The organism is Neorhizobium sp. IRS_2294, from assembly GCF_050500145.1.
Taxonomy (GTDB): domain Bacteria; phylum Pseudomonadota; class Alphaproteobacteria; order Rhizobiales; family Rhizobiaceae; genus Neorhizobium; species Neorhizobium soli.
In genome coordinates, this window is the sequence record NZ_CP191440.1 from 1,022,414 (window position 1) to 1,041,500 (window position 19,087).

Annotated in this window: 13 protein-coding genes and 1 pseudogene; 4 read left to right on the forward strand and 10 right to left on the reverse strand. The window is 56.5% G+C overall.

What is annotated here, in order from left to right:
* Positions 1–34: 34 nt before the first annotated feature.
* Positions 35–1,567 carry a hypothetical protein gene (locus tag ACQY1K_RS21890; protein WP_430259445.1) on the reverse strand — a complete coding sequence of 511 codons (1,533 nt, stop codon included), beginning with the start codon at positions 1,565–1,567 and terminating at the stop codon, positions 35–37.
* A gap of 485 nt (positions 1,568–2,052) precedes the next feature.
* Positions 2,053–2,772: a helix-turn-helix transcriptional regulator gene (locus ACQY1K_RS21895; protein WP_430259447.1), complete on the reverse strand. Its 720-nt coding sequence runs from the start codon at positions 2,770–2,772 to the stop codon at positions 2,053–2,055.
* Between the two features lie 94 nt (positions 2,773–2,866).
* On the opposite strand from ACQY1K_RS21895, the gene ACQY1K_RS21900 reads away from it, so the two are divergent.
* Entirely contained in the window at positions 2,867–3,478 is a 612-nt protein-coding gene (locus ACQY1K_RS21900; RefSeq protein ID WP_430259449.1) for a glutathione S-transferase family protein, read from the forward strand.
* A 148-nt stretch (positions 3,479–3,626) separates the two neighbouring features.
* On the opposite strand, the gene ACQY1K_RS21905 is transcribed toward ACQY1K_RS21900, so the two are convergent.
* The 6 genes and pseudogenes from ACQY1K_RS21905 to ACQY1K_RS21930 all read right to left on the reverse strand — a co-directional run bounded on the left by ACQY1K_RS21905 (position 3,627) and on the right by ACQY1K_RS21930 (position 11,092).
* Positions 3,627–4,301 carry a hypothetical protein gene (locus ACQY1K_RS21905; RefSeq protein WP_430259451.1) on the reverse strand — a complete coding sequence of 225 codons (675 nt, stop codon included), beginning with the start codon at positions 4,299–4,301 and terminating at the stop codon, positions 3,627–3,629.
* Between the two features lie 590 nt (positions 4,302–4,891).
* A complete protein-coding gene (locus ACQY1K_RS21910) occupies positions 4,892–5,392 on the reverse strand; it encodes a hypothetical protein (RefSeq protein WP_430259453.1) in 501 nt (166 codons plus the stop codon).
* 672 nt (positions 5,393–6,064) lie between these two features.
* Positions 6,065–6,346, reverse strand: a complete 282-nt coding sequence (locus ACQY1K_RS21915; protein ID WP_062458226.1) for an SMI1/KNR4 family protein — start codon at positions 6,344–6,346, stop codon at positions 6,065–6,067.
* A 540-nt stretch (positions 6,347–6,886) separates the two neighbouring features.
* A complete protein-coding gene (locus ACQY1K_RS21920) occupies positions 6,887–8,578 on the reverse strand; it encodes an alpha/beta fold hydrolase (protein ID WP_430259455.1) in 1,692 nt (563 codons plus the stop codon).
* A gap of 821 nt (positions 8,579–9,399) precedes the next feature.
* Positions 9,400–9,477: pseudogene (locus ACQY1K_RS21925) on the reverse strand (DUF6500 family protein); the annotation flags it as partial.
* Between the two features lie 331 nt (positions 9,478–9,808).
* A complete protein-coding gene (locus ACQY1K_RS21930; RefSeq protein WP_062458210.1) occupies positions 9,809–11,092 on the reverse strand; it encodes a hypothetical protein in 1,284 nt (427 codons plus the stop codon).
* 232 nt (positions 11,093–11,324) lie between these two features.
* On the opposite strand from ACQY1K_RS21930, the gene ACQY1K_RS21935 reads away from it, so the two are divergent.
* The gene (locus ACQY1K_RS21935; RefSeq protein ID WP_430259457.1) at positions 11,325–12,863 is read left to right on the forward strand and encodes a hypothetical protein; all 1,539 of its coding nucleotides are present in this window, start codon (positions 11,325–11,327) and stop codon (positions 12,861–12,863) included.
* Positions 12,864–13,046: 183 nt separating this feature from the next.
* Positions 13,047–14,300 carry a hypothetical protein gene (locus ACQY1K_RS21940; RefSeq protein ID WP_244476170.1) on the forward strand — a complete coding sequence of 418 codons (1,254 nt, stop codon included), beginning with the start codon at positions 13,047–13,049 and terminating at the stop codon, positions 14,298–14,300.
* 210 nt (positions 14,301–14,510) lie between these two features.
* Here the strand turns inward: ACQY1K_RS21940 and ACQY1K_RS21945 are convergent, their stop codons facing one another.
* Both ACQY1K_RS21945 and ACQY1K_RS21950 read right to left on the reverse strand, forming a co-directional pair.
* Positions 14,511–16,691 carry a M48 family metalloprotease gene (locus ACQY1K_RS21945; RefSeq protein WP_430259459.1) on the reverse strand — a complete coding sequence of 727 codons (2,181 nt, stop codon included), beginning with the start codon at positions 16,689–16,691 and terminating at the stop codon, positions 14,511–14,513.
* Positions 16,692–16,793: 102 nt separating this feature from the next.
* Positions 16,794–17,294 carry a hypothetical protein gene (locus ACQY1K_RS21950; RefSeq protein ID WP_430259461.1) on the reverse strand — a complete coding sequence of 167 codons (501 nt, stop codon included), beginning with the start codon at positions 17,292–17,294 and terminating at the stop codon, positions 16,794–16,796.
* A gap of 585 nt (positions 17,295–17,879) precedes the next feature.
* On the opposite strand from ACQY1K_RS21950, the gene ACQY1K_RS21955 reads away from it, so the two are divergent.
* Positions 17,880–18,938: a nucleotidyltransferase family protein gene (locus tag ACQY1K_RS21955; RefSeq protein ID WP_244476215.1), complete on the forward strand. Its 1,059-nt coding sequence runs from the start codon at positions 17,880–17,882 to the stop codon at positions 18,936–18,938.
* Positions 18,939–19,087: the final 149 nt, after the last annotated feature.

Below are 19,087 nucleotides of genomic sequence, written 5' to 3' on the forward strand. Positions count from 1 at the left end.
TGATTGAAATCAAAATGCCCCAAGCGGCCTTCAATCACGTCACTGAACGTTGCGTACTCGATCGGTCTTTCTGGCTTGGTAAGTCTTTCCACCAAGGAAGGAATTCCCCGATATCGAATGGGTAGGGCTTTGATGCAGGAAGGCGGGGGGCTTCACGCTGCCTGACTTCGCGTATCCCCCATGGATGGTAGCGCTCTTCAGTCGCAGCACGGAAAGCTGTAAGTAGCTGGTCTTCGTCTGACGTAGCGAGAAGATCATCCAAATCCTGAATTGGGCAGAATACCGGCGGCCGCATATCCTGCACGTTGATATCTTTATCTTTCTGAGCGGCGAGGATCTTGGCGTCGTTTATGAGCTTCTCCCGCAACGGGCCACCCATCTGGGTCCAGGCCTCCATGGTCAAAACAATGCCAACCGCATCCTCCGCTACATCAAGTGCTAACAAGCCGCGCCGGACGTGCGAAAAAAACTTCCACAGCTGGAATATCGCCTTGGAAATCTGTGCATATCCCTTTTCTGCATTAGCGATCGGGTCCTCCCCGTACTGGGCCTCGAAGGTTAGTTTGGTTGCCTTACATTCAAAAACCGCCACGACCTTGTTGTGTCTTTTGAGGATGATGTCCGGCGTGTCGACATCGTTCTTATTGTGTCGGTACTTAATCGCCGGCAGAGGATCAAAGTCGGGGCAATGCGCCTTGATGGAGTGGCGCGCGTAGGCCTCGAAGCGTTCATTGGCGTCGTTCAAGATATCCTGTCCACCAGGGATCAGATCGTAAAAGAGGCCAACGGTCGCCCGCATTAAGATTAGCTCAGGCAATGGAGCAATGAAGCAATTTCGATTGGCAAACGAGCGAATAATGGGCTTTACCCGAAGATAGCTCGGTTGATAAATGGCCGGCAGCTTCGTCCCTAAGCCTGTTTCGACTTTTTCGAGAAGGTCTCGCGAGGCCTGCCTGACATCGTGAATTTCGGCAGACACGAGAGGAAGGACGATATCTACCAATTTGTCGTCTAGGCCAATAACGTGGAGTCCGTGAATCTTGGATGTCCAGCAACCCTGCAAGAGAATACCGAACAAAGCAAAACAGACACTCACAAAATCGACCACCGACAGTCCATACCGGTTTTCAAAGAATTGGGCGCATTTGCCCTGACCATAGATATAGATGTATCGATAAAGATCTTGCTGCCGCCGCCAACCTCTCTGCCACTGAAAGGTTCGATGGCCAATCCGATGCATCTCAAGGAGAATATTGCGATCGTTGATGCGATCTCTGTTATCAATATCTTCAACACGGCCGAGCAAGTTTGTTAAAACGGCAATCGTGTCAAACTTAGAGGTATCGACACGTCGGTAGGAGGTAAGGCCGTTCGGAGTGTTCAGCTGGAGGGTTATCAGCGTCTCAAGGTTCCAAGGATGAATCTTCCAGCGTGACTCGATTGCTGTAGTTGCGGCGTCGGATGGGAACGAAATCAAGCGGCTTGCCAGATGTTCTCTTCCGTCCTGTAGCGCATGCACTGCCCAAAACATTTGGAGAAGCCTGCCGTCATCCGTATCAGCCAGCATATTCTTGAGCCGCGGCAAAGCATTAATTCGGACTAACTTACGAGATGACCGATTACCCACGAATACTGCCTTTTCATAGAACGTGCATGAGCCATCATTTCCGAGCAGAATTGAGGAAGCAAGGCCAAAAGAAAATTGCCCTTAAAACGATGAGCAATAGGATCCAAGCTTCGGAGCGATGACGGGACACACTGTCTATGGGTTCTTGCTCAATGGAAGAGGAACCCATGACTTCTCTAATCATTACAATCCTCTATAAAATAGGGGATGCGCTATCCTCCTAAAATAATTAGGGAATGCTCGCGAATTAATAGGGTGGCGGCGGGTTCAACTCCCATCAAGGCGAAGACGCGGGCAAGGCATTGCTCGAAACCATGCCGCCCACTTGCAGTGACAGCATTGCCCTCAGCGCAGACGTTCGGACATCTGCTGCATCTAGCTAGGAAAGCAGTCCGAACGCGTCCGTGGCCGCATCGTCGTATTGGTTACTGGCTGCTCAAGATCATCTTTGATGTTCCGGGCACACCGGCGTTCAAAATGGCAACGAAGTCTATGAGCATCTGAACCCGGCGCGGACGGAAGGTCTCCTCCGTCATCTGAATGTCAGCGATGCGGTCGACGCGGAATTTGCGGAAGCCCTGGCGCAGGCAACACCAGGCAAGCAACACCAGCGTCCTCTCCAGATAGACGATCGCCAGCGGCAGCACTTGCCGGTCGGTCCGTTGCTGCTCCGCGTCCACATAACTTATCACCACGGCGCGTTCTTGCCAGCAAGCCTCGCGCAGAACGCCGATATCGACGACCGGCGGATCGCGGCGCTCGAAGTGATAGACCTGGGAGGCGGCATGCAGTGCCTGACGTTGTAGTCGGTCGGGCAGCGTTGCTGTGACCTTCGAAAGCACGGCACGTGCGGCGGCCGCGAGCGCAGGTTCACCCATATGGCGCACCTCAGCGAGGCCGAGCACCAGGGCTTCGATTTCAAGCCGTGTGAACGTCTGCGGCGGCAAGGCGATGTCTTCCGTCAGCCTGTAGCCGAAGCCGCGCTCGCCATCGATGACGGCACCCGCGGCGCGCAGGCTCTCGATGTCCCTATAGAGCGAACGCAACGACACGCCGGTCTCCTGTGCAAGGCGTGCGGCCGTGACCGGGGAGGGGAGATTGCGAAGCGCCTGGAGCAGGCGAAACAGACGATCACTACGAGCCATGACTTTGGACGATAAATGAAGCCTACTGCCGGAAATTGGCAGTTGGCGGAGTGTATAAGATCTGCATTGCCAAACGCAACCAAGGATCCAGACTATGCTGACGCTCTTTCACGCCCCCCGCTCGCGCTCGACGCGTATCATCACCCTCCTTCGCGAACTAGACGCCATCGACAAGGTCGCGATCGAGATCGTCGATATCACCCGCAGTGATGGCAGCGGCCGCAAAGATCTGAAGAACCCGCATCCGGAAGGCAAGGTGCCGCTGCTCGAGCATGACGGCGTCTTCATCTGGGAGAGCATCGCGATCATTCAGTACCTGACGGATCTTTTCCCGCAAAAGAAGATGGCGCCTGCTCCCGGCGATCCGCAGCGTGGTCGGTATCTCAGCTGGCTGGCGTGGTATGCCGGCGTGGTCGAACCTGTGTTGATCTTGCAGGCAGCCGGGGTCTCCCATCCGTTTGTGGATGCTACCTTCCGCAGCCCTGCGGAACTTGCGGCACGCCTGGAAACCGCGCTCAAGGATAGGCCCTATCTGATGGGAGAGCGATATACGGCTGTCGATCTGCTGCTGCATTCGCCCTTTGCCTGGTACCCAGCTGCGACGCCGGACAGCGACATGGTCAAGGCATGGATTGAGCGTTGCGGCGAGCGACCATCGCTGCAATGGACCGCCGACTATGACGGCCGCACCGTTGTTGCGGTTTGATCACCTGCACCGGCCGCTCCAGGGCGGCCACTCGACCCGGATCCATCGACCATGCTGCCATCACCGCATTTGACGGGAAGCGGTCTAGGTCTCCTTTCGGCCCGAAGCAGTCATTTACTGGATCGCGGGCGCTGCCCGAAGCCGCCCGCTAGTCAGCCAAGCCGAATAGCTGCATGGCTGGTGCACAGGTTCCGACTTTCTCTATTAGAAAACCTTCCTTGGCGTAGAAGTCCGGGTTAAAGGCATCGATAGCAAGTTCCTCGAGATATTGCTTCAGGATTTCGGAATTGAAGCGATCTTTGATCCGCTTTTTGGCATAAAACTCGATCGTTTCGAAAGACAGTGCCGTGCCGCTTGCGCTGAAAGCCCAACGCCCGTCAGTCGGCGCGGCAGAAATAGACCGCACCACGTTCAACCAATCTGTGTCTTCGGGGCTGTATAGCTCAAAGACCGTTCCTCCCTGTGTTCGGCCGGGTAGCGCGTCCGTTGCCCGGACGCCAACGCACCCGATTTCCTTGGCGAGATAGCTGATTGGAGCGAACGCGTCAGTTCCTTGATGCCCATTGTCAAAAAAGGCCGTCCAGTCAGTTTGTGTTGGGATAAACAAGAAGCGCCGAGCCTCAACACTCGTCAACGGAAGCAGTCTCCGTAGTATGGCTTCCAACGATCCGGCAACGCGCTGCTCATGAAGGAGCGTGCCGCGCGGTTCCTGTAGAGGTCTCTGCCAATCCAAGAATGCTGATTTTAAGACTTCTGCGGGACACTGGAGGAAACCAATTGTGTCTGTCACGGGGACCAAGCGGTTTTCGAGAAGGCCAATCATACGTTCCACCCCATGACAGCGTTCTCCGCCATCTTGCCAATTTCAGCAAGGCTGCAATCCACCCTTCGCCGACACCAACGAAGCCCTTGCCTATGTCGACCGAGGACGCGCAAAAGCCAAGGTCGGGGTGACCCTGGGTCGTTCGGCTGATCGTCGCGTTTAACTTCACGGCGCGGCTCCGACGGTAAGGGAATCCGGCAAGGGAGCAATGACCGCTGTTGGCGCGAAGCGGAAGACGCCTTCTGGCCATTGCGAACGTTGTCGTCGCGTGCGGCTGTTACTGTTAGCGGAACTGCAGGAATAGGCTCAGTCCGACCAGGCTAAGAATAAGGATTCCTCCCAACAACACCATACAATCCTTGCGATTCCGGCGCTCTATAGACCGCCATATCACGTCGATTATAACGTCGATCGGGTTCAATGGATTTGACCTCAGAGGATTGTCTTGCTTTCGAAAGGCTAGACGGAACCTGCAGGTAGCGCAACGGCAGCAAAGTCCCGAGTTGTCGAGGATCGCGGCACCATGCCTATAGGACACGACTTCCGAAGCCTGCCCGACAGTTAGCAGGTTAATCGTGTGACCGTAGCCATCATCGACCCTTGCTGATCTGGATCATCGCGGACGATCCTGTCTGCGAGAAAGCGTACTCTATCCCTTCTTTATTCCAGAAGGCGGTTGTGCTTTCGATCTCCTCCATCTTCTCGAAATCGTCCGGAGAACCGAGCCGGGCTTTCAGCGCGTCAAGAAGGCCCGCAGGGTGATCCGTGGAGTATGTGCACGCCTGATGACCACTGGGCCCAACGGCGATCCAGAACGACAGCGAATCCGTGCTGTCGGACTGTTCGCGTTTCCAGCCGACAACCTCGACCGATCCTCCATTGTATCCCTGGAACGCCGAACGCCATTCCGACGTATCCGCCTCGGACATGCGCTGCCATCCGAGCTCGTCGCCCGTGGCGGACACGTCCTCGATGTCGGAAGCCATACAGATGCTGATGAGACGGTCGACCGTCATTTCCACGGGAGCGGCAGCAGATGATCCAGCATAGATCGACACCACTGTGGCGATAATAATGGCGATCGCGCGCACGAAAACCTCCTGCATTACTGCGTCGAACGCACTCTTCTTGTGCGGCCGCAAACCGCGGCAAAACGACTTTTGCCAGCCCCTCTTGGGTCGATCAATATCGATGACTTCCGTACGCGTTTCGCAGATTACGCAGTGCAGTGATGAGACGCAATGACCGCTCTTGGCGCAAAAGCAGGCAATCTCCTTACCCCTAAGCCGACGTCGCTGGCCTCGGTACGGTTGCCGTAAGGCGGTAGAGGAAACCTCCCGCTGCTCCACCCGACGATGCGGCAACTATCATCAGCCCGGGGTGGAGTTCAGTCGAAAGTGTCGGCGCAAGCCACATGAGCGTCGCTAGGGCGAAAAGTCCAGCGAGCAACCCGGCTATTGCGAACGTCCTCTTCCTTTTTGCGCGAAACCGGTTCAATAACAGCAGTAAGACGGCAGCGTATGGCGAGATCACAAGAAGCAAAGGTATTAGCATCAGGCTTGTAAGCACCCACGCGGCCATGGGAGCGGCCCAACCACCCGGTGCACACACTATCAGGCAACTCACATACGTTCCTACGAGGTGAGCGATAGCTAGGCTACCTGCTGCATCAAGTACACGGGTCACAAACGACTTTGCAGCAGAGCTATGCTCATCTTTCATTTATTTCCTCAAAGAAAAGAGAGCCGCCGAAGTACCAGCGTTTAAATGGTCCCGCCATCGGGAAATTCGTCGTTCAGGAAAGCAGCAGCGTCGATAATTCCGTCCAACGACAGCAAAACGAAACTCCCCTCCAGGCCGACAGCGCCGGTCGGTTGGCCGTTTGCCAGGCAGTACAGGTTTCGCACAGCGGCGGGCAGTTTCAAACCAAGCCGGCGTTCGGTCGCTTCGATCTCATCCGCGGATGCCGGCTCGCTGAACGGCCGCTTTCGGTTCGGGTCTTGTTGTTCGATCCATTGCGCCACGATTTCGAAGCTGCGTTCCATCACCGGTCCTCTAAAAAAACGTCGCCTATGCAAAATAGGCGGCCTCATCTCTTCTGCAATGACCGCTCCTGGCGCGAAGACGACCAGGCGATGGGCAGTCTTAGGTCGAGGAACTCCCCGTTAGTAGGCGTAGCTAAACTCGATGCCAGCGAAGACCATGCTCACCGCCGCGAAAACAATCCCGGCTGGGAAGAGACTGGGAGTGACCGAGTAGTAACGCCGTGAATACAAGAAGGCAGACAACGGCATGATGAAATTCGCTGCGAGCTGCCATGATCTGAGGGTGGAGAAAATCCCGGTGAGGCCGGAAGCCGTCAGGACCAATGCGAGAAGCCACCCAGACACGAGCAGCACTGCACAGCCGCCAACTGCTGCGGAGAAGACAACGCCGTACTTTTTGCCAAGGCGTCGCAGCTCGGGTATCAAAAGTCCGACAGCTACTACGCTCGTCGCCAGGAATTGTGCCCACATCTCTCGAAGAGTAAACAGCTACCAGAGAGGTGACAATACCAGAGGTCAACCGCACTCGGCCCGAAGCGGTCACTGGGAAGAATGCTGCCTAATCCACGCATATAGGCGGGACCACATATCTTTCACATTTGCTGGGCTTTCAAAAACGTGTCCTTCGCCCCAGTAACGGACAAATTCGACGGGCTTTCCGAGAGTCCGCAACGCCGTGAACATTTCCTCTGCTTGGGTGATTGAGACATAATCCTGATCTCCGTGGATCAGCACGACGGGTGCCTCTATATCAACGGCAGAAAACAACGGACTGTTTCGGACATATCGTTCGAGTATCTCCCAAGGTGGCCGAGATAGCCCGAAAATACGGCTCATAGATGCGAGGCCGTCAGCATCAACGTATTCGCCATGTCTGAATCTAACGTCTGATATGCCGAATTCTGAGATCAGATTGGTGGGGGCTGCGGCAGCAACTGCGCTTTTGAATAAATCTGTTTGTGCGACGAGATGAAGCGCTGCCCATCCCCCAAGACTGTGTCCGGCAACGTGGAGCTGCTGTCGATCGGCAAAACCAGCTGTCACGGCCGCCTCAATCGCGGGGACTACAGTGCCCAGAAGCTCTTCCGAGAGTTCGCGACGTCCCCCAACCTCAGAGTCGGTTGGCATGTCTGGTATCAGAACGATGAAGCCTTCTGAGACCAGAGGATGCAGGTTCAAAGGACTTGGATCATTTCTCGCGTCTAGATGGTGGAGGTAGTCGAACGAAGTTTCGTAGCCGGGATAGACCCAAACTATGGTTGGTCTCGCCTCTCCCGGCTGATGATCATGTGGAAGGAGGCACCGCACATGCGCTGTCTGTCCGTCCATTGTTTGGAATGGAAGACGCCGGACGTTGGGAGGAGGCAGCGCAGCGAGATGGGTATCTGTTTCAAAGACAACCTGCCCTCTAGCACTGTCGATATGCCATAAGCGCGTACCGTCCGAGCTGCGGGCGAGGTAGATGTTGCTTGACGAGGTTTCTGAACTCGCAACCAAAATGCCTTCGGGTGGGGCTTTCGATCCTGGGCCGATGCATCGTGGCGGATATTCGATCGTTGGTCGATTTGCGAACGACTCCATGGCAGCCGATAGGCCGTCCTGTTTTGTGAAGCTTTCGGCTTCACCCGTAACTGTGTCTATCTCGACGTAAGTAATGATCGGCGGGCCGATGGCAGGGCTGTCGTCTCTCAGCCTGCTCGCCGTGGCCTGCTGCCCATCCCAAGCACGTTGCCAAACAGCCACCATGAACCTAGCTGCCCTTAGATCGATATCCATCCAGGTCGGAGGTACACCCTCTGGGAGGAGCTCGCATAAGATCTTCGTCGGTCCATTCCATGCGAAGACCCCGCGAGGCGATTCAATGCAGAGATTACGATCCGAGAGGATTGTAGCCAACCCTGTGGACACCTCAATCACTGCTGGCCGGACGAAGCTGCCGTCAGTTAGGGCTACCGCAACCATGGTGCTGTCAGGCGACCAGCATGGCGACATCGCTCCGCAGCCGACTGGAAGAGGGATTTCTTGAAGTTTCCGGGTCGCCAGCTCAATGACATAGAGGTCCGCTTCGCTACCGCCTAACGTGGGAGCGAAATGGCGTGTCGCTTTGCCCGTTGGTTTCGGTAATGCGAACACGAGATACCGCCCTGAGGGATCGATATCGAATGGATGGCCGCCGAGCGTTGGAAAATCATGCAGGGAAAGTAGATCGTCTAAGCTGAATCGACCGGACAATACCAAACCTATGCGTTTGCGCCTGCTATAAATAAACAGAGCATGGCAAGTTTATCAACGGTTGCCGTGACGGAGAGACCACCGCCTGCGGCAATGATCTCACCTTCCTTGCCTCATTTTTGATGTCGTGAGAGCTATCAGGTTACCGAGCATAGTAGAGAGTACGGCGAGAACTGGGACTAACGAAAGGAATGTCCATGGCAGCGACAATTCACCCATCAGGTAGAAAGGAAAGATAAGCGGAAAGAAAAGCGGGACTATAATCGCTAATATCTTGGCCCTAAGCCACCATGAGCTCTGTCAGCTACGACCCACCAAGCCCAGATTCGATACTCCCATCCGCCCGTCTCCTCCATTCTATGGAAAATTCAACGCCTCCATTACAATGAACCTGCGGGATCAACGACGCCACCACCGTGCCCGTCTTGTCGATGACCTCCAAAGTGCCAACCCAGATGGGGATGTTCGCCTGATATGAAAAACCTGATGCGCGCGGGGTGAGTTCAGCAAGCGGGGAAGTAAACTCCTTGTTGTTGTTGAAGCGCTTGAAAGCTGCCTCGCTGGCAGTGACTAACTCTGCAATCGGTTTAGTTGCACATTCTTGAGCGTCAGCTTCAGAGCATGCACCGATAACGACAAGTGATCCTAGCGCTAGCGCTCGTCGCATAAAGCTTCCTCTCATATCAACTTAGTTGAAGCTTCCATCACATAACCTGCCGCCCTGTAAATGCGGATGGCGCCTGTGATGCGTAGGGCGCCGTGGCTACTTAGGGCGCATTCGCCGCGAACTTGGTCTGCTATCGGCCCCAAGCGGTCATTGCCTATTGCCCGGACTTGATCATCTCACGAATTTTGACCGCTTTCTCGAAATGGTCTAGCGCATTGGTTTTGATCCACCACTCGGCAGCTGATCGGGAATAATACGCTTTTACGGAAGCCTTGCGTCAAAGGTATCTCCTATCGTCCGTGGTCATGGAGTAACTGGTTCAGGTCCCTCAAGGCGGTCGTCTGAAAACCGGTCACCCCCAGTGCGGACGCGGAAATTATTTCCGCATGTTGTCAATGAGTAGAGCTGTCGTCAGGCGGTCCAACTGCGTTGTTTCGGTTCGAATCCTGTCAAGACCGTCAGGTTCAGATCAAAGCCCAGCAATTTCCAGGTCTCGCTTCTGCACACAGTGTCCGAATATTGTTGTCTCTCAACATGATCCGGCCGCCCCAGATTACATAACTTCAGAGATCCAGAACCTCGAAATATCCGGCACCCTCCTCTGTAAGGAGCGGACGAGCATCTTTGAGGGGAACCGTCAGGAGATCGTCGGTGCAGGCGAATATGACGTGTGGCAGGCCCTGCAGGGTGAAAACGAGATTATCGGCGTTGAAGTAGACTGCGAGATTGCTCCGGATGAGGTCTTCATACCCACACCCTTTCTCCGTCTCGTCATCGAATTTCTCGCGGTTTTTAAGAATGAACTGGATCAGGCTCTCGCTCGGGCCAAAGCTTAGCAACGAGGGATCCGCGACCGTAGAAGGATCGACCACAGTTCCGTCTCCGTTGGTTGCGGTCCAGCCGCGCAGCAGGGTTTCCGGCACGAGTGCTTTGCCCGTTCGCGCATCGGCGAGACGATGATCCCCGAAATTACTGGGATGAGCGCCACCGCACCAATAGCTGCCACCCTCTGCAATACCGACCAGGCGCGAAGTCAGATGTTCAACCGTCACAGATCCACCGCCGTCATATCCGCTGGTACCTTCCGCATCCTGTCCCGACCAGCCGAAGCCAAGATAGGCTCTTGCCATGCAGGAAAAGGCGGACAAGGCAAGCTGCAGGCGCTGTTGCGCCAGGTAGCGGTTGATCGGTGCTGGATCGACTTTTCCAATCGAAAGGACAACCGGATAAGAAAGTCCGGTTCGGCTGTCTTCATCCATGCGGTAGCTTCTGTCGCCAAGATTGGTCGTGACGCCTTGTTTGAAAGGGCGATCCATCTTCAGGAAATCGTAGGGCAAGCTGTCTTTGCTCAGCACCATCGGCTGGTCGGTCCCGGTGAGCGCGTAGCTTGGGTCGAGAGCAGCGAGCAGGTCTGGTTCGCTATCGGAAATCGTCCGCTTGCCCTTCTTGACGAGCTTGACCTGCAGCGTCTTGCCACTCTCTTTGTCCCGCCATGTCCCCAAAAGTCGCTCGCCGCTGCCTTCGGTTTTCAAGTTCCATTCAGCGGCGATAGGCGCAACATCGATGACGTCACCATCGGCGGTTTTGCAAAGCTTTTCGGTACAAGACTTTTCTTCGAAAAGTAGCATGGCGTCAGGATCCTTAACCTTCATGCCATGCAAAGGGATGTCACCGCCTTTGGCAAGATAGGCATAGCGTCCGGCCCGCAAACCATCGGCACCCGGCGACGCCAATTCAAGGATGATTGGCAGAGACCCGATGGAGCCGACGTAGGTAACCGCCTCAGCCGAATGCGCAACACCGGTTCCGAAGGAAAAGACAATCAAAGCAGCAAGAGGAAGGCGCATGTCTGATCCACATCCGGTTGTGATCGTTCATCTTTAACGCCCACAGCCGCGGTTCGCCAGGGATATGATTGTTCCTAATAAGACGCTGATTGGTGTACGAACCCAAGATCTTGACTTCTGGGCCTGCATGGTGCCGTCGGTTCGGATTGGTTTGAGGCGGTTTGCAGGCTTGACATCGGAGCTACGGCAATCACACATGCCCGCCTTTATGCGGCTAAGGGAGATTATCGAGATGCGTCATAGGCTTATCACGGCGACGACCGCCATTATTATGGCTTTTACCACGGGGGCGTCCGCGACAGATATTAGCCAGGACAGCGCCAACAACATCCGTGACACTCTCAATCACCTGCTGCCCAAGGACATCGCCAAGCGTGCGCCTGTTACGGTCACGCCGGCCGGATCGCGCTACGAGATCGGCTATGACTTCTCCAAACTCCTGGCGCAGATCAAGAAAACGGATTTCGACATCAAGGGCCTGAAACCCTTCAAAATCTTCGCCACACCGCAGGACAACGGGCTCTGGGATCTGGAAGGCAACAACAACCTCAATGTCACGGGGCATTTCATCGGGCCTGACAAGAAGCGCTCGGACTTCACCTATTCGGTTGCCGACATGGTGTTTAACTCGGTCTTCGACCCGGCAATCAGCTACTTCCGCTCCGGTGATTTCAGCGCCAAGGAACTGAAATTTATCTCATCAACCGATACCGAGGTGATCAAGGCCAGCTTCGGCAACATGATCTACAAGTTGACCTCTGCCGAAAGCGTCACTGCCGGTCGCCTGGATTTTGCTGCCAACGGCAAAATGAGCACCTTTGTGGAGCAGGTCAGCGGCAAGGAAATGCCGCCGATCCAGATCTCGGCAGACAGTCTGGATTTCGATACCAAGGTCAAAGGCGTTGCAGCCAAGGACTTGAAGGAAATGGTCCTGTTCGTGCTCGATCACGTCGAGCAGAAGCATCTCACCAAGGAGAGCGAGACCAAGTTCAAGGACATGCTCGGCAAAGCCTTTCCGTTGCTGAGCTCGCTTGAGGAAACCATCAGACTCAACAACCTCGCCGTCACCAGCGCCGTCGGAAGCGGCGGCGCCAAGTCCTTTGGCTATCACTTCACGGTCGATGGGCCGAGCAACGCGACGCGCGTTGGCGTGGCGATCGATGCTGGCGACTTGACGCTAGACAGCGTGCTGGTTCCTGAGGGTTACACCGCCTTCCTGCCTCAAGCACTCGATATTCAGTTCGGCGTCCCGGGCATGGATTTCGCAGCCCTTGGCGACGAGTTCATGAAGACGGATTTCACCACGTCAACGGGCGACAGCAGGATGGCGGGACAACAGGAGGCCGCGAAGCTTTTTCCGGGCGGCATCCTGAAGGTTGATTTTCCGAAGGTCAGCGCCGAGTCTAGCGTCTATAACATCGAGGTATCCGGGGAGATGGAAGGCCGCGTCGATACGCAAAAAGACTACAGGGTGAACGCATCGATCGTGGCGCGCGACTACGACAAGACGATCGCGGCCGTGCGGGAACTGGCAAAGAGCAATCCGGATCTGAACAATGCCTCCTTCGGATTGATGATGATCAAGGGTTTTGCCAAGGCCGACCCTGATGGCGCGCAGCGTTGGGACGTAGCGGTCGCCAGCGACGGCTCGGTCAGCGTCAACGGCCAACAGATCAAGGGGCCGGACGCACCGGCCACTGACGAGGCAGCGCTTTCGGACGAGGTGGCTCCCTTGGACGAGACAGCGCCTTCCGACCAGACCAAGCCCTGAATTTCGTTCGGTGACAATCGCGGAGAGCCGGTTACTGGCGGCACGCCCTGCCGCAGACGATCGGAAAGTCCGCGATACCGGCCTCGCAGGCATTAGGGAAGGTTCGCGTCCGGCGGCAGAATTGAACAAATGTCCGATCTGACACAACGAGGCCCTGAGAGGTCATAACAGCGGAAAGTCGTCGTGAAAAAACTTATTTCTATCGTGATCGTAGCGAGCTTCGCGTGTTTACACCAATCCTCTCCAGCGTGGGCAGACGGTGCCGTAACTGAGCTGTTTCAAAAATATCTGGCCAATGGACGCCTTGATGAGGCAGACGAGCAGATGTTGTCCACAGCTGCCGCAGCCCCTAACAATGCTGACGCACAGTTGGGGCTCGGTCTGGTGCGATCGGCCCGTGCATTCGAAAAACTATCTCGGTCGCTGTACCGCTATGGCTTTGGCTCCAAGTCCGACGGCTATGAAATGTTTCTAGGCCGGGCCTCCGGCGAAATTGCCCGAAACGTAAATCCCGAGGCAATCACATACGACCAGTTTCGCGGCATTCTTGCGGCCTTCATTGAAGATCTGGATGCCGCCGACAAGGCTCTTGCAGCCGTCGGTGAAAAGCCGGCAAAATTGAAAGTCGACCTCTCCGTCGCGCGCTTTGACTGGAATGGCGACGGCAGGGTCGGGCCGGAAGATCACATTGGGCGGGCCTTTTCCAATCTGGACGAGAAAGGTGGGGCGCTGCCTTTCGTCGTCGGTTTTGACACTGCCGACGCCAAATGGCTGCAAGGCTACGACAATTTGCTGATGGCTGCTGCCAAGGCGTGGCTGTCCCATGATTTTTCCGAAAGCTGGAACGGGAGTTTCGGTGTCATCTTCCCACGGGCCGTCTCGACATTGTCGGTGGCCAATGGCAAAGGCGCGGATGACATGACGATGTTCGGCGTCAATAAGGCGCAAGCTGATGACATCGCCGACTTCGTCACGCTTATTCACACGATCCGCTGGCCGGTTACCGACACGGCAATGTGGGGCGAAGTGCGCGATCACCTGAAGAAGGTCATTGTACTCAACCGGGAAACTTGGGCACTCATCGACAAGGAAAACGATGACGATCATGAATGGCTGCCGGGGCCAAAACAAAACAGCGGGGTTCTGCCGTCCTTTAACGTCACGCCTGAACGCATTCAAGCATGGCTCGCAGTCCTCTCGCAGTTTGAAGCCGCCCTCGATGGCAAGATCCTTGTCCCGCACTGGCGCTTCGACAAGCGCATCAACCTTGCACGAGTTTTCACAGATCCTAAGCCTTTCGACCTCGTGCTCTGGGTAACGGGACCGGCTGCGTTACCGTACCTGCAGGATGGCAAAGCCATGAGTAGCGGCGAGTGGAACCAGATTACCAATATCTTTGAGGGGAATTTCGCGGCCTACGCTTTCTATTTCAACTAATGTGAACCGGCGAGGCGTCGCGATGCCGATACGCATGATAACCCACTATAATTGCCCACGTTGACGGGGCATTTCTGTATGCGGGAACACAATTTCGCAAGACGAAGTGGCTGTCCGTCATTCAAACGCCCCAGTATCATCTATTCTTCAAGATAGAAAAGTCCGTGCGATTGACGACTCCTCGCCTCAGCTGCCTTCCGCAGTCAGACCTTATGCGCCGAGGGATGAAGCGACCGGACCGGCTTCCAAGTCTTCGTCTGCCAGCGCGCGCCGTGCATGCGCAGCAGAAAGATAGCGGCCCACAAGTTCCGAAAACGCATCGGCCTTCATGCCGCGAATGCCGATGGCGTCCAGCTCAATCATTCGGCGCTTGGGCTTCACTTTGTTGTAGAACGAAAACCGCGTGCGGTTGGGCAGCGGCTCGTTTTCCCCGAGATACAGCTGGAGAGCAAAACGGGTTGTGGCATAGACCTGATAACCGACGACAGCGTCCCACCGCACCGGCTCGCTCAGCCATGGGGACCGAAGTGTCTCCGGCGTGAACACCATCAACGGACGGGCGCCGCGGCGGCGGTAGAAGACGACGGCCGCAAGGCATAGGAGCATGCCGGCACCGAGCACCGCCGCCAAGATTGCCTTGAAGCTCTCATTGCCCCCGAAGCCCATCTGGTAGGGGAAGAGATAGGTGCAGGCGATGAACAAGCCGAACAGCACACCGATGAACATCATCGCGCCTGCCATCGGTCCGGTATTTTCATGCACCACCAGTTCCGGCTCGGCGACCCCGGCGGCGGCCGTCTTCAGTTCTTCACGATATTCTGTGCGAACGGAGCTGGCATTGAGCAGGAAGTCCGCTGATAGGTCGCGGCAAAGCTGATCCCAGTCGGAAAATGCACGCCTACCGAAGGATGCAACGCTCGCGTCCGGCAAACGCGTCGCATGCGCGAGAAGCTTGTCATCGATACCGAGGCCGAGCGCCTGTATGCGCTGGATCGTCGGCGGATGGCTGTCGGTCGGGTGGGCCTGGCGGTCTTCCAGATGGGCAGCCGGATCGTCGAAGCCCCGCTCGGCAGCCACCGTTGCAATGGCCGCAACAAGATCGGGCTCATGTCCTTCATTTCCCCGGAAAGCATCGCTCAGAACGAAATGTACGCTTGGGTCGGCAATATGAACGCGAACAAGCGCGGACGCGGCGCCGGCCGCGCCGCTGACCGTGCTGCCATGCCGATCCGCTTCGAACTCGCGCAGCCGGCTCCAGTGGGCAACGGCGGTATCGAAGCGCGACAGCGCGTGATAACCGAGGCGAAGGCCGGCGGCGATGCCGAAGTCACCGTTGATATCGGCACGATAGAGTGCGTCCAGCGAACGCCGCAGGCTGGAATAGATCGGCACGAACCTCTGCGAATATCGCGTATCGTCGCCGGCGAAATGCGCAAGCTCGTGTCCAACGATGGCGGCGATCTCGGCGGTGTCTAGAAGTTCGAGGAAGGGGGCCGGCATATAGAGGGTCCGGCCTTCGATCAAGCGCTCTTCGGGAAGCAGCAGAAGCCGGCTCTCGGTCACGTAGAAACCGCTGGTCAGGCCGACGACGATCGTGTCGGGCGCGCCGGCCTGCATCCGCCCAGCCAGATTGCGGACGAATGTCCAAAGGCCAGGCGCGTCCTCCTCCGTGACGACGCGGGCCCGTTCCACTATTGGCTCCGGCTCGACCAGAGCGAAGACGCGGCGCAGTCCGCGGACCGCGGTGACGGCGCAATAGAGCGCGACACCAGCGAGAAGGATGCCGGCGAGCGCCAGTTTCACGGCATTGCCCGAGATATCGCCCCAGAACGGCAGCGTCATCGTCTCGAACACGGTGGCGCCAACACCCGCAAAGCCAAGTCCCAGCATCACGGCGGCGAGGAAAAACGGCAACGTCATTTGCAGCCATGTGAAACTGCGCACCAACTGATCGCGCGACCGGCGGGCTGACCGGCCGGCAAGGCTGGAGCCAAGCAGACCGACCGCGCCGCCGAAGAAGGCAAGCGCTCCACCGGCAATCGTGAGATAGGCGAACGGATGTCGGACTATCGCGACTGTCTGGAGAAGATCGTTCTCGCCGACGGCTTTTTCCAGTTCCGCAAGCGCCATCGAGGCCGGATACGATTGCCCGCCTTCGAAGCGGATCATCGTGCCGGGCGTCTGAGCCGCAATGGGTCGGATTTCATCGAGTGCCCGAACCATGTCCTGTCCGTTGGTTTGGACCAGCCGGCCGGCTTCGACGGACCGATCAAGCTGCCAGATCCCGAGCCCGGCGAGCGCCAGCGGCAGCAGGATCAGCCAGAAGGCCAAAACCACGCCCGGCGGTATCTGGCGCTTGGCTGCCTCGGTGGGTGCTTGCGCGTTGGTCATGACGTCCTCCCTGTCGCAGTATCTTGCAAAGCCTCCCCCAAGCCGGGCGCCCGGCTTGGGGGAGGCTTCTATCCGCGGTAATCACATCACCCGACAGCTCTCTTAGAGAGCCGCTTCCAGCGCGTCGACAATCGCCTTCGTTCGATCGTCGACATCTGCGGAATTGGTGAACGGCCGGAAATTGACGTCCAGGGTGCCGGCTTCGAACTTGACGCGTTCCTTGTAGGCGGATGCAGGGCTGCCAGCCTCCGTGTAATGGACGGTGATCGTCTTGAGTTTTTCGCGAAGCGCCTGCTTGCCCATCTCGTCCCGGGCAATGTCTTTCATGGCATTTTCGAGCGGGGTGAAGACCGTTTTGACGAGGTAATCGTCCTGCCCGTAATATTTATCGTCACCTGGCAAGGCGAGGCTGTTCCAATCCACCTTGATCGGCACCTCGAAGCCTGCAGCAGTTTGAACGCTCTTCTGCAGCGGTGGAAAATTGTCCTTTTCGAAAGCCGCGATCGCACGCCTTTCCGCAAGGCCCGGCGAGGTTTGCGCCACTGCCATTGAAGTAAAGGCTACCAAGGCGGTCAAAGTGTAGGCGGTCAGAGTTCTTCTCATACTGCTGTCTTCCCTCGTGATCCGGTTGTTTTGATAAAGAAGGTCTATAGGACGGTGGTTATCTGTCTACCTGCTATGACAGTTGTTCGGGTGCTACCTCGCATGCCGCCAAGGGCGGCGAAGGGGTAGGTAGCACTGGTTGTCAAAAAGGGTAGAAAGGCGCAAAGATTTCGCGATGAGCAAGTTATGGGACCTATACGCCCACGGCACGAACGTCGATCCTGCGGTGCACCGGGCGCCGCTACCGCAAGTCAATTATGGTGTCGAAAACCAACTGGCATAATGGACATCCCGTCCCTCAATCCTTCCTGGATTGGCACCGCGGACAAGGAGCGATCTCACTAAGTCCTTCGGTTTCAACGTAATCATCGGACTTTCAACGGGCCAATAGTTCGAGTTGGTTCAAGGCGGGCATCTCGACAGCGACTCTATACTATATTTGTGAAAATCGTATAGCGAGGATCGCGGTGCGTAGTGTATCGCATTGGGGTAGCACAGGCGGGCAGCGTCCACTGGGTGGAGTCGAAGCTTGCTTCCGGGTTGCGACTATACTAGATTTGTTAAAAAGATATAGAGGCCGGCGTGATTAAACAAATTGACCTCATGTTTCGCACCATGGTCGCGGAACTACAGCAACGGGCATTCGACGATGATTGGGCAGAAGATTTCCCCCCATCGGGTAGATTCGTGCCCGTGGCAGTTAATGGTCGACGTTATTGGTATTTCGACCAACCCGACGGGGAGGGTGGGCAGAAGCGTCGGTATGTCGGGCCTGCCGACGACCCCTCGATTTCGGAACGGGTCGAAACCTTCAAGGGTGAGAAGTCAGACTATAAGGCTCGCCGCAAGTACGTTTCCACGCTAACGCGCGAAGCCGGTTTGATTGCCGCTGATCGCTTTACCGGCGATATCGTACAGGCGCTTGCCACGGCCGGTCTCTTCCGGCTGCGCGGTGTTCTCGTCGGCACTGTCGCTTTTCAATGCTACTCGGCATATCTTGGCATCCGTCTGCCTTCGGCGGCGATCCTAACAGGTGATGCAGACCTAGCCCAGGATTTCGCGATCTCCGCCGAGGTGGCAGATTCGCTGCCGCCGATCCTCGATCTCCTAAAAGGGCGTGATCCAACGTTCCGCGCAGTGCCGCATATCAGCGGCAGCTCCCGCTCTCATGCATTCCGGAATCAGAGCGGTTACAGGGTCGAATTCATGACGACAAACAGGGGAGCCGAAGAATATTCGGACAAACCCGTGAACATGCCCGCTCTCGGCGGCGCGTCAGCCGAACCGCTGAGATTCATGGATTTCTTGATCCGCGATCCCGTTCGTTCGATCTTGCTACATGGTGCCGGTATCTCAGTTGTGATCCCTGATCCTTGCAGGTACGCGGTGCACAAACTTATCATTGCCGGTCGCCGCCAGAATGACGCCGGCGGCCAAGCCAAACGAGATAAAGACCTTAGACAGGCGGGAATACTATTCGACGCCCTGCCGGTCACGGGCCACGGGCCCTCGCTGGTTGACGCTCTAGAAGAAGCGTGGGATCGCGGACCTGCTTGGAAGCTGGCGATCTCGGACGCAGCCGAAACCATGCACAAGGAATATTGGGGCGCTATCAATCGAATGGTTGGCGTTATCAAGAGATAAAGGTTAGGCCTGCTCGAAAGGACGGCCCTATGACAATACTCATTCGCATCAGGTTGCGCTCGGCCCAACCTCTGTCTGAAACAGCTCTTCATGCTGCTTTTCAGCCTGGTTCAAAATCTTGGCGGCCAATGCTGCCTTGTACTCCGGGA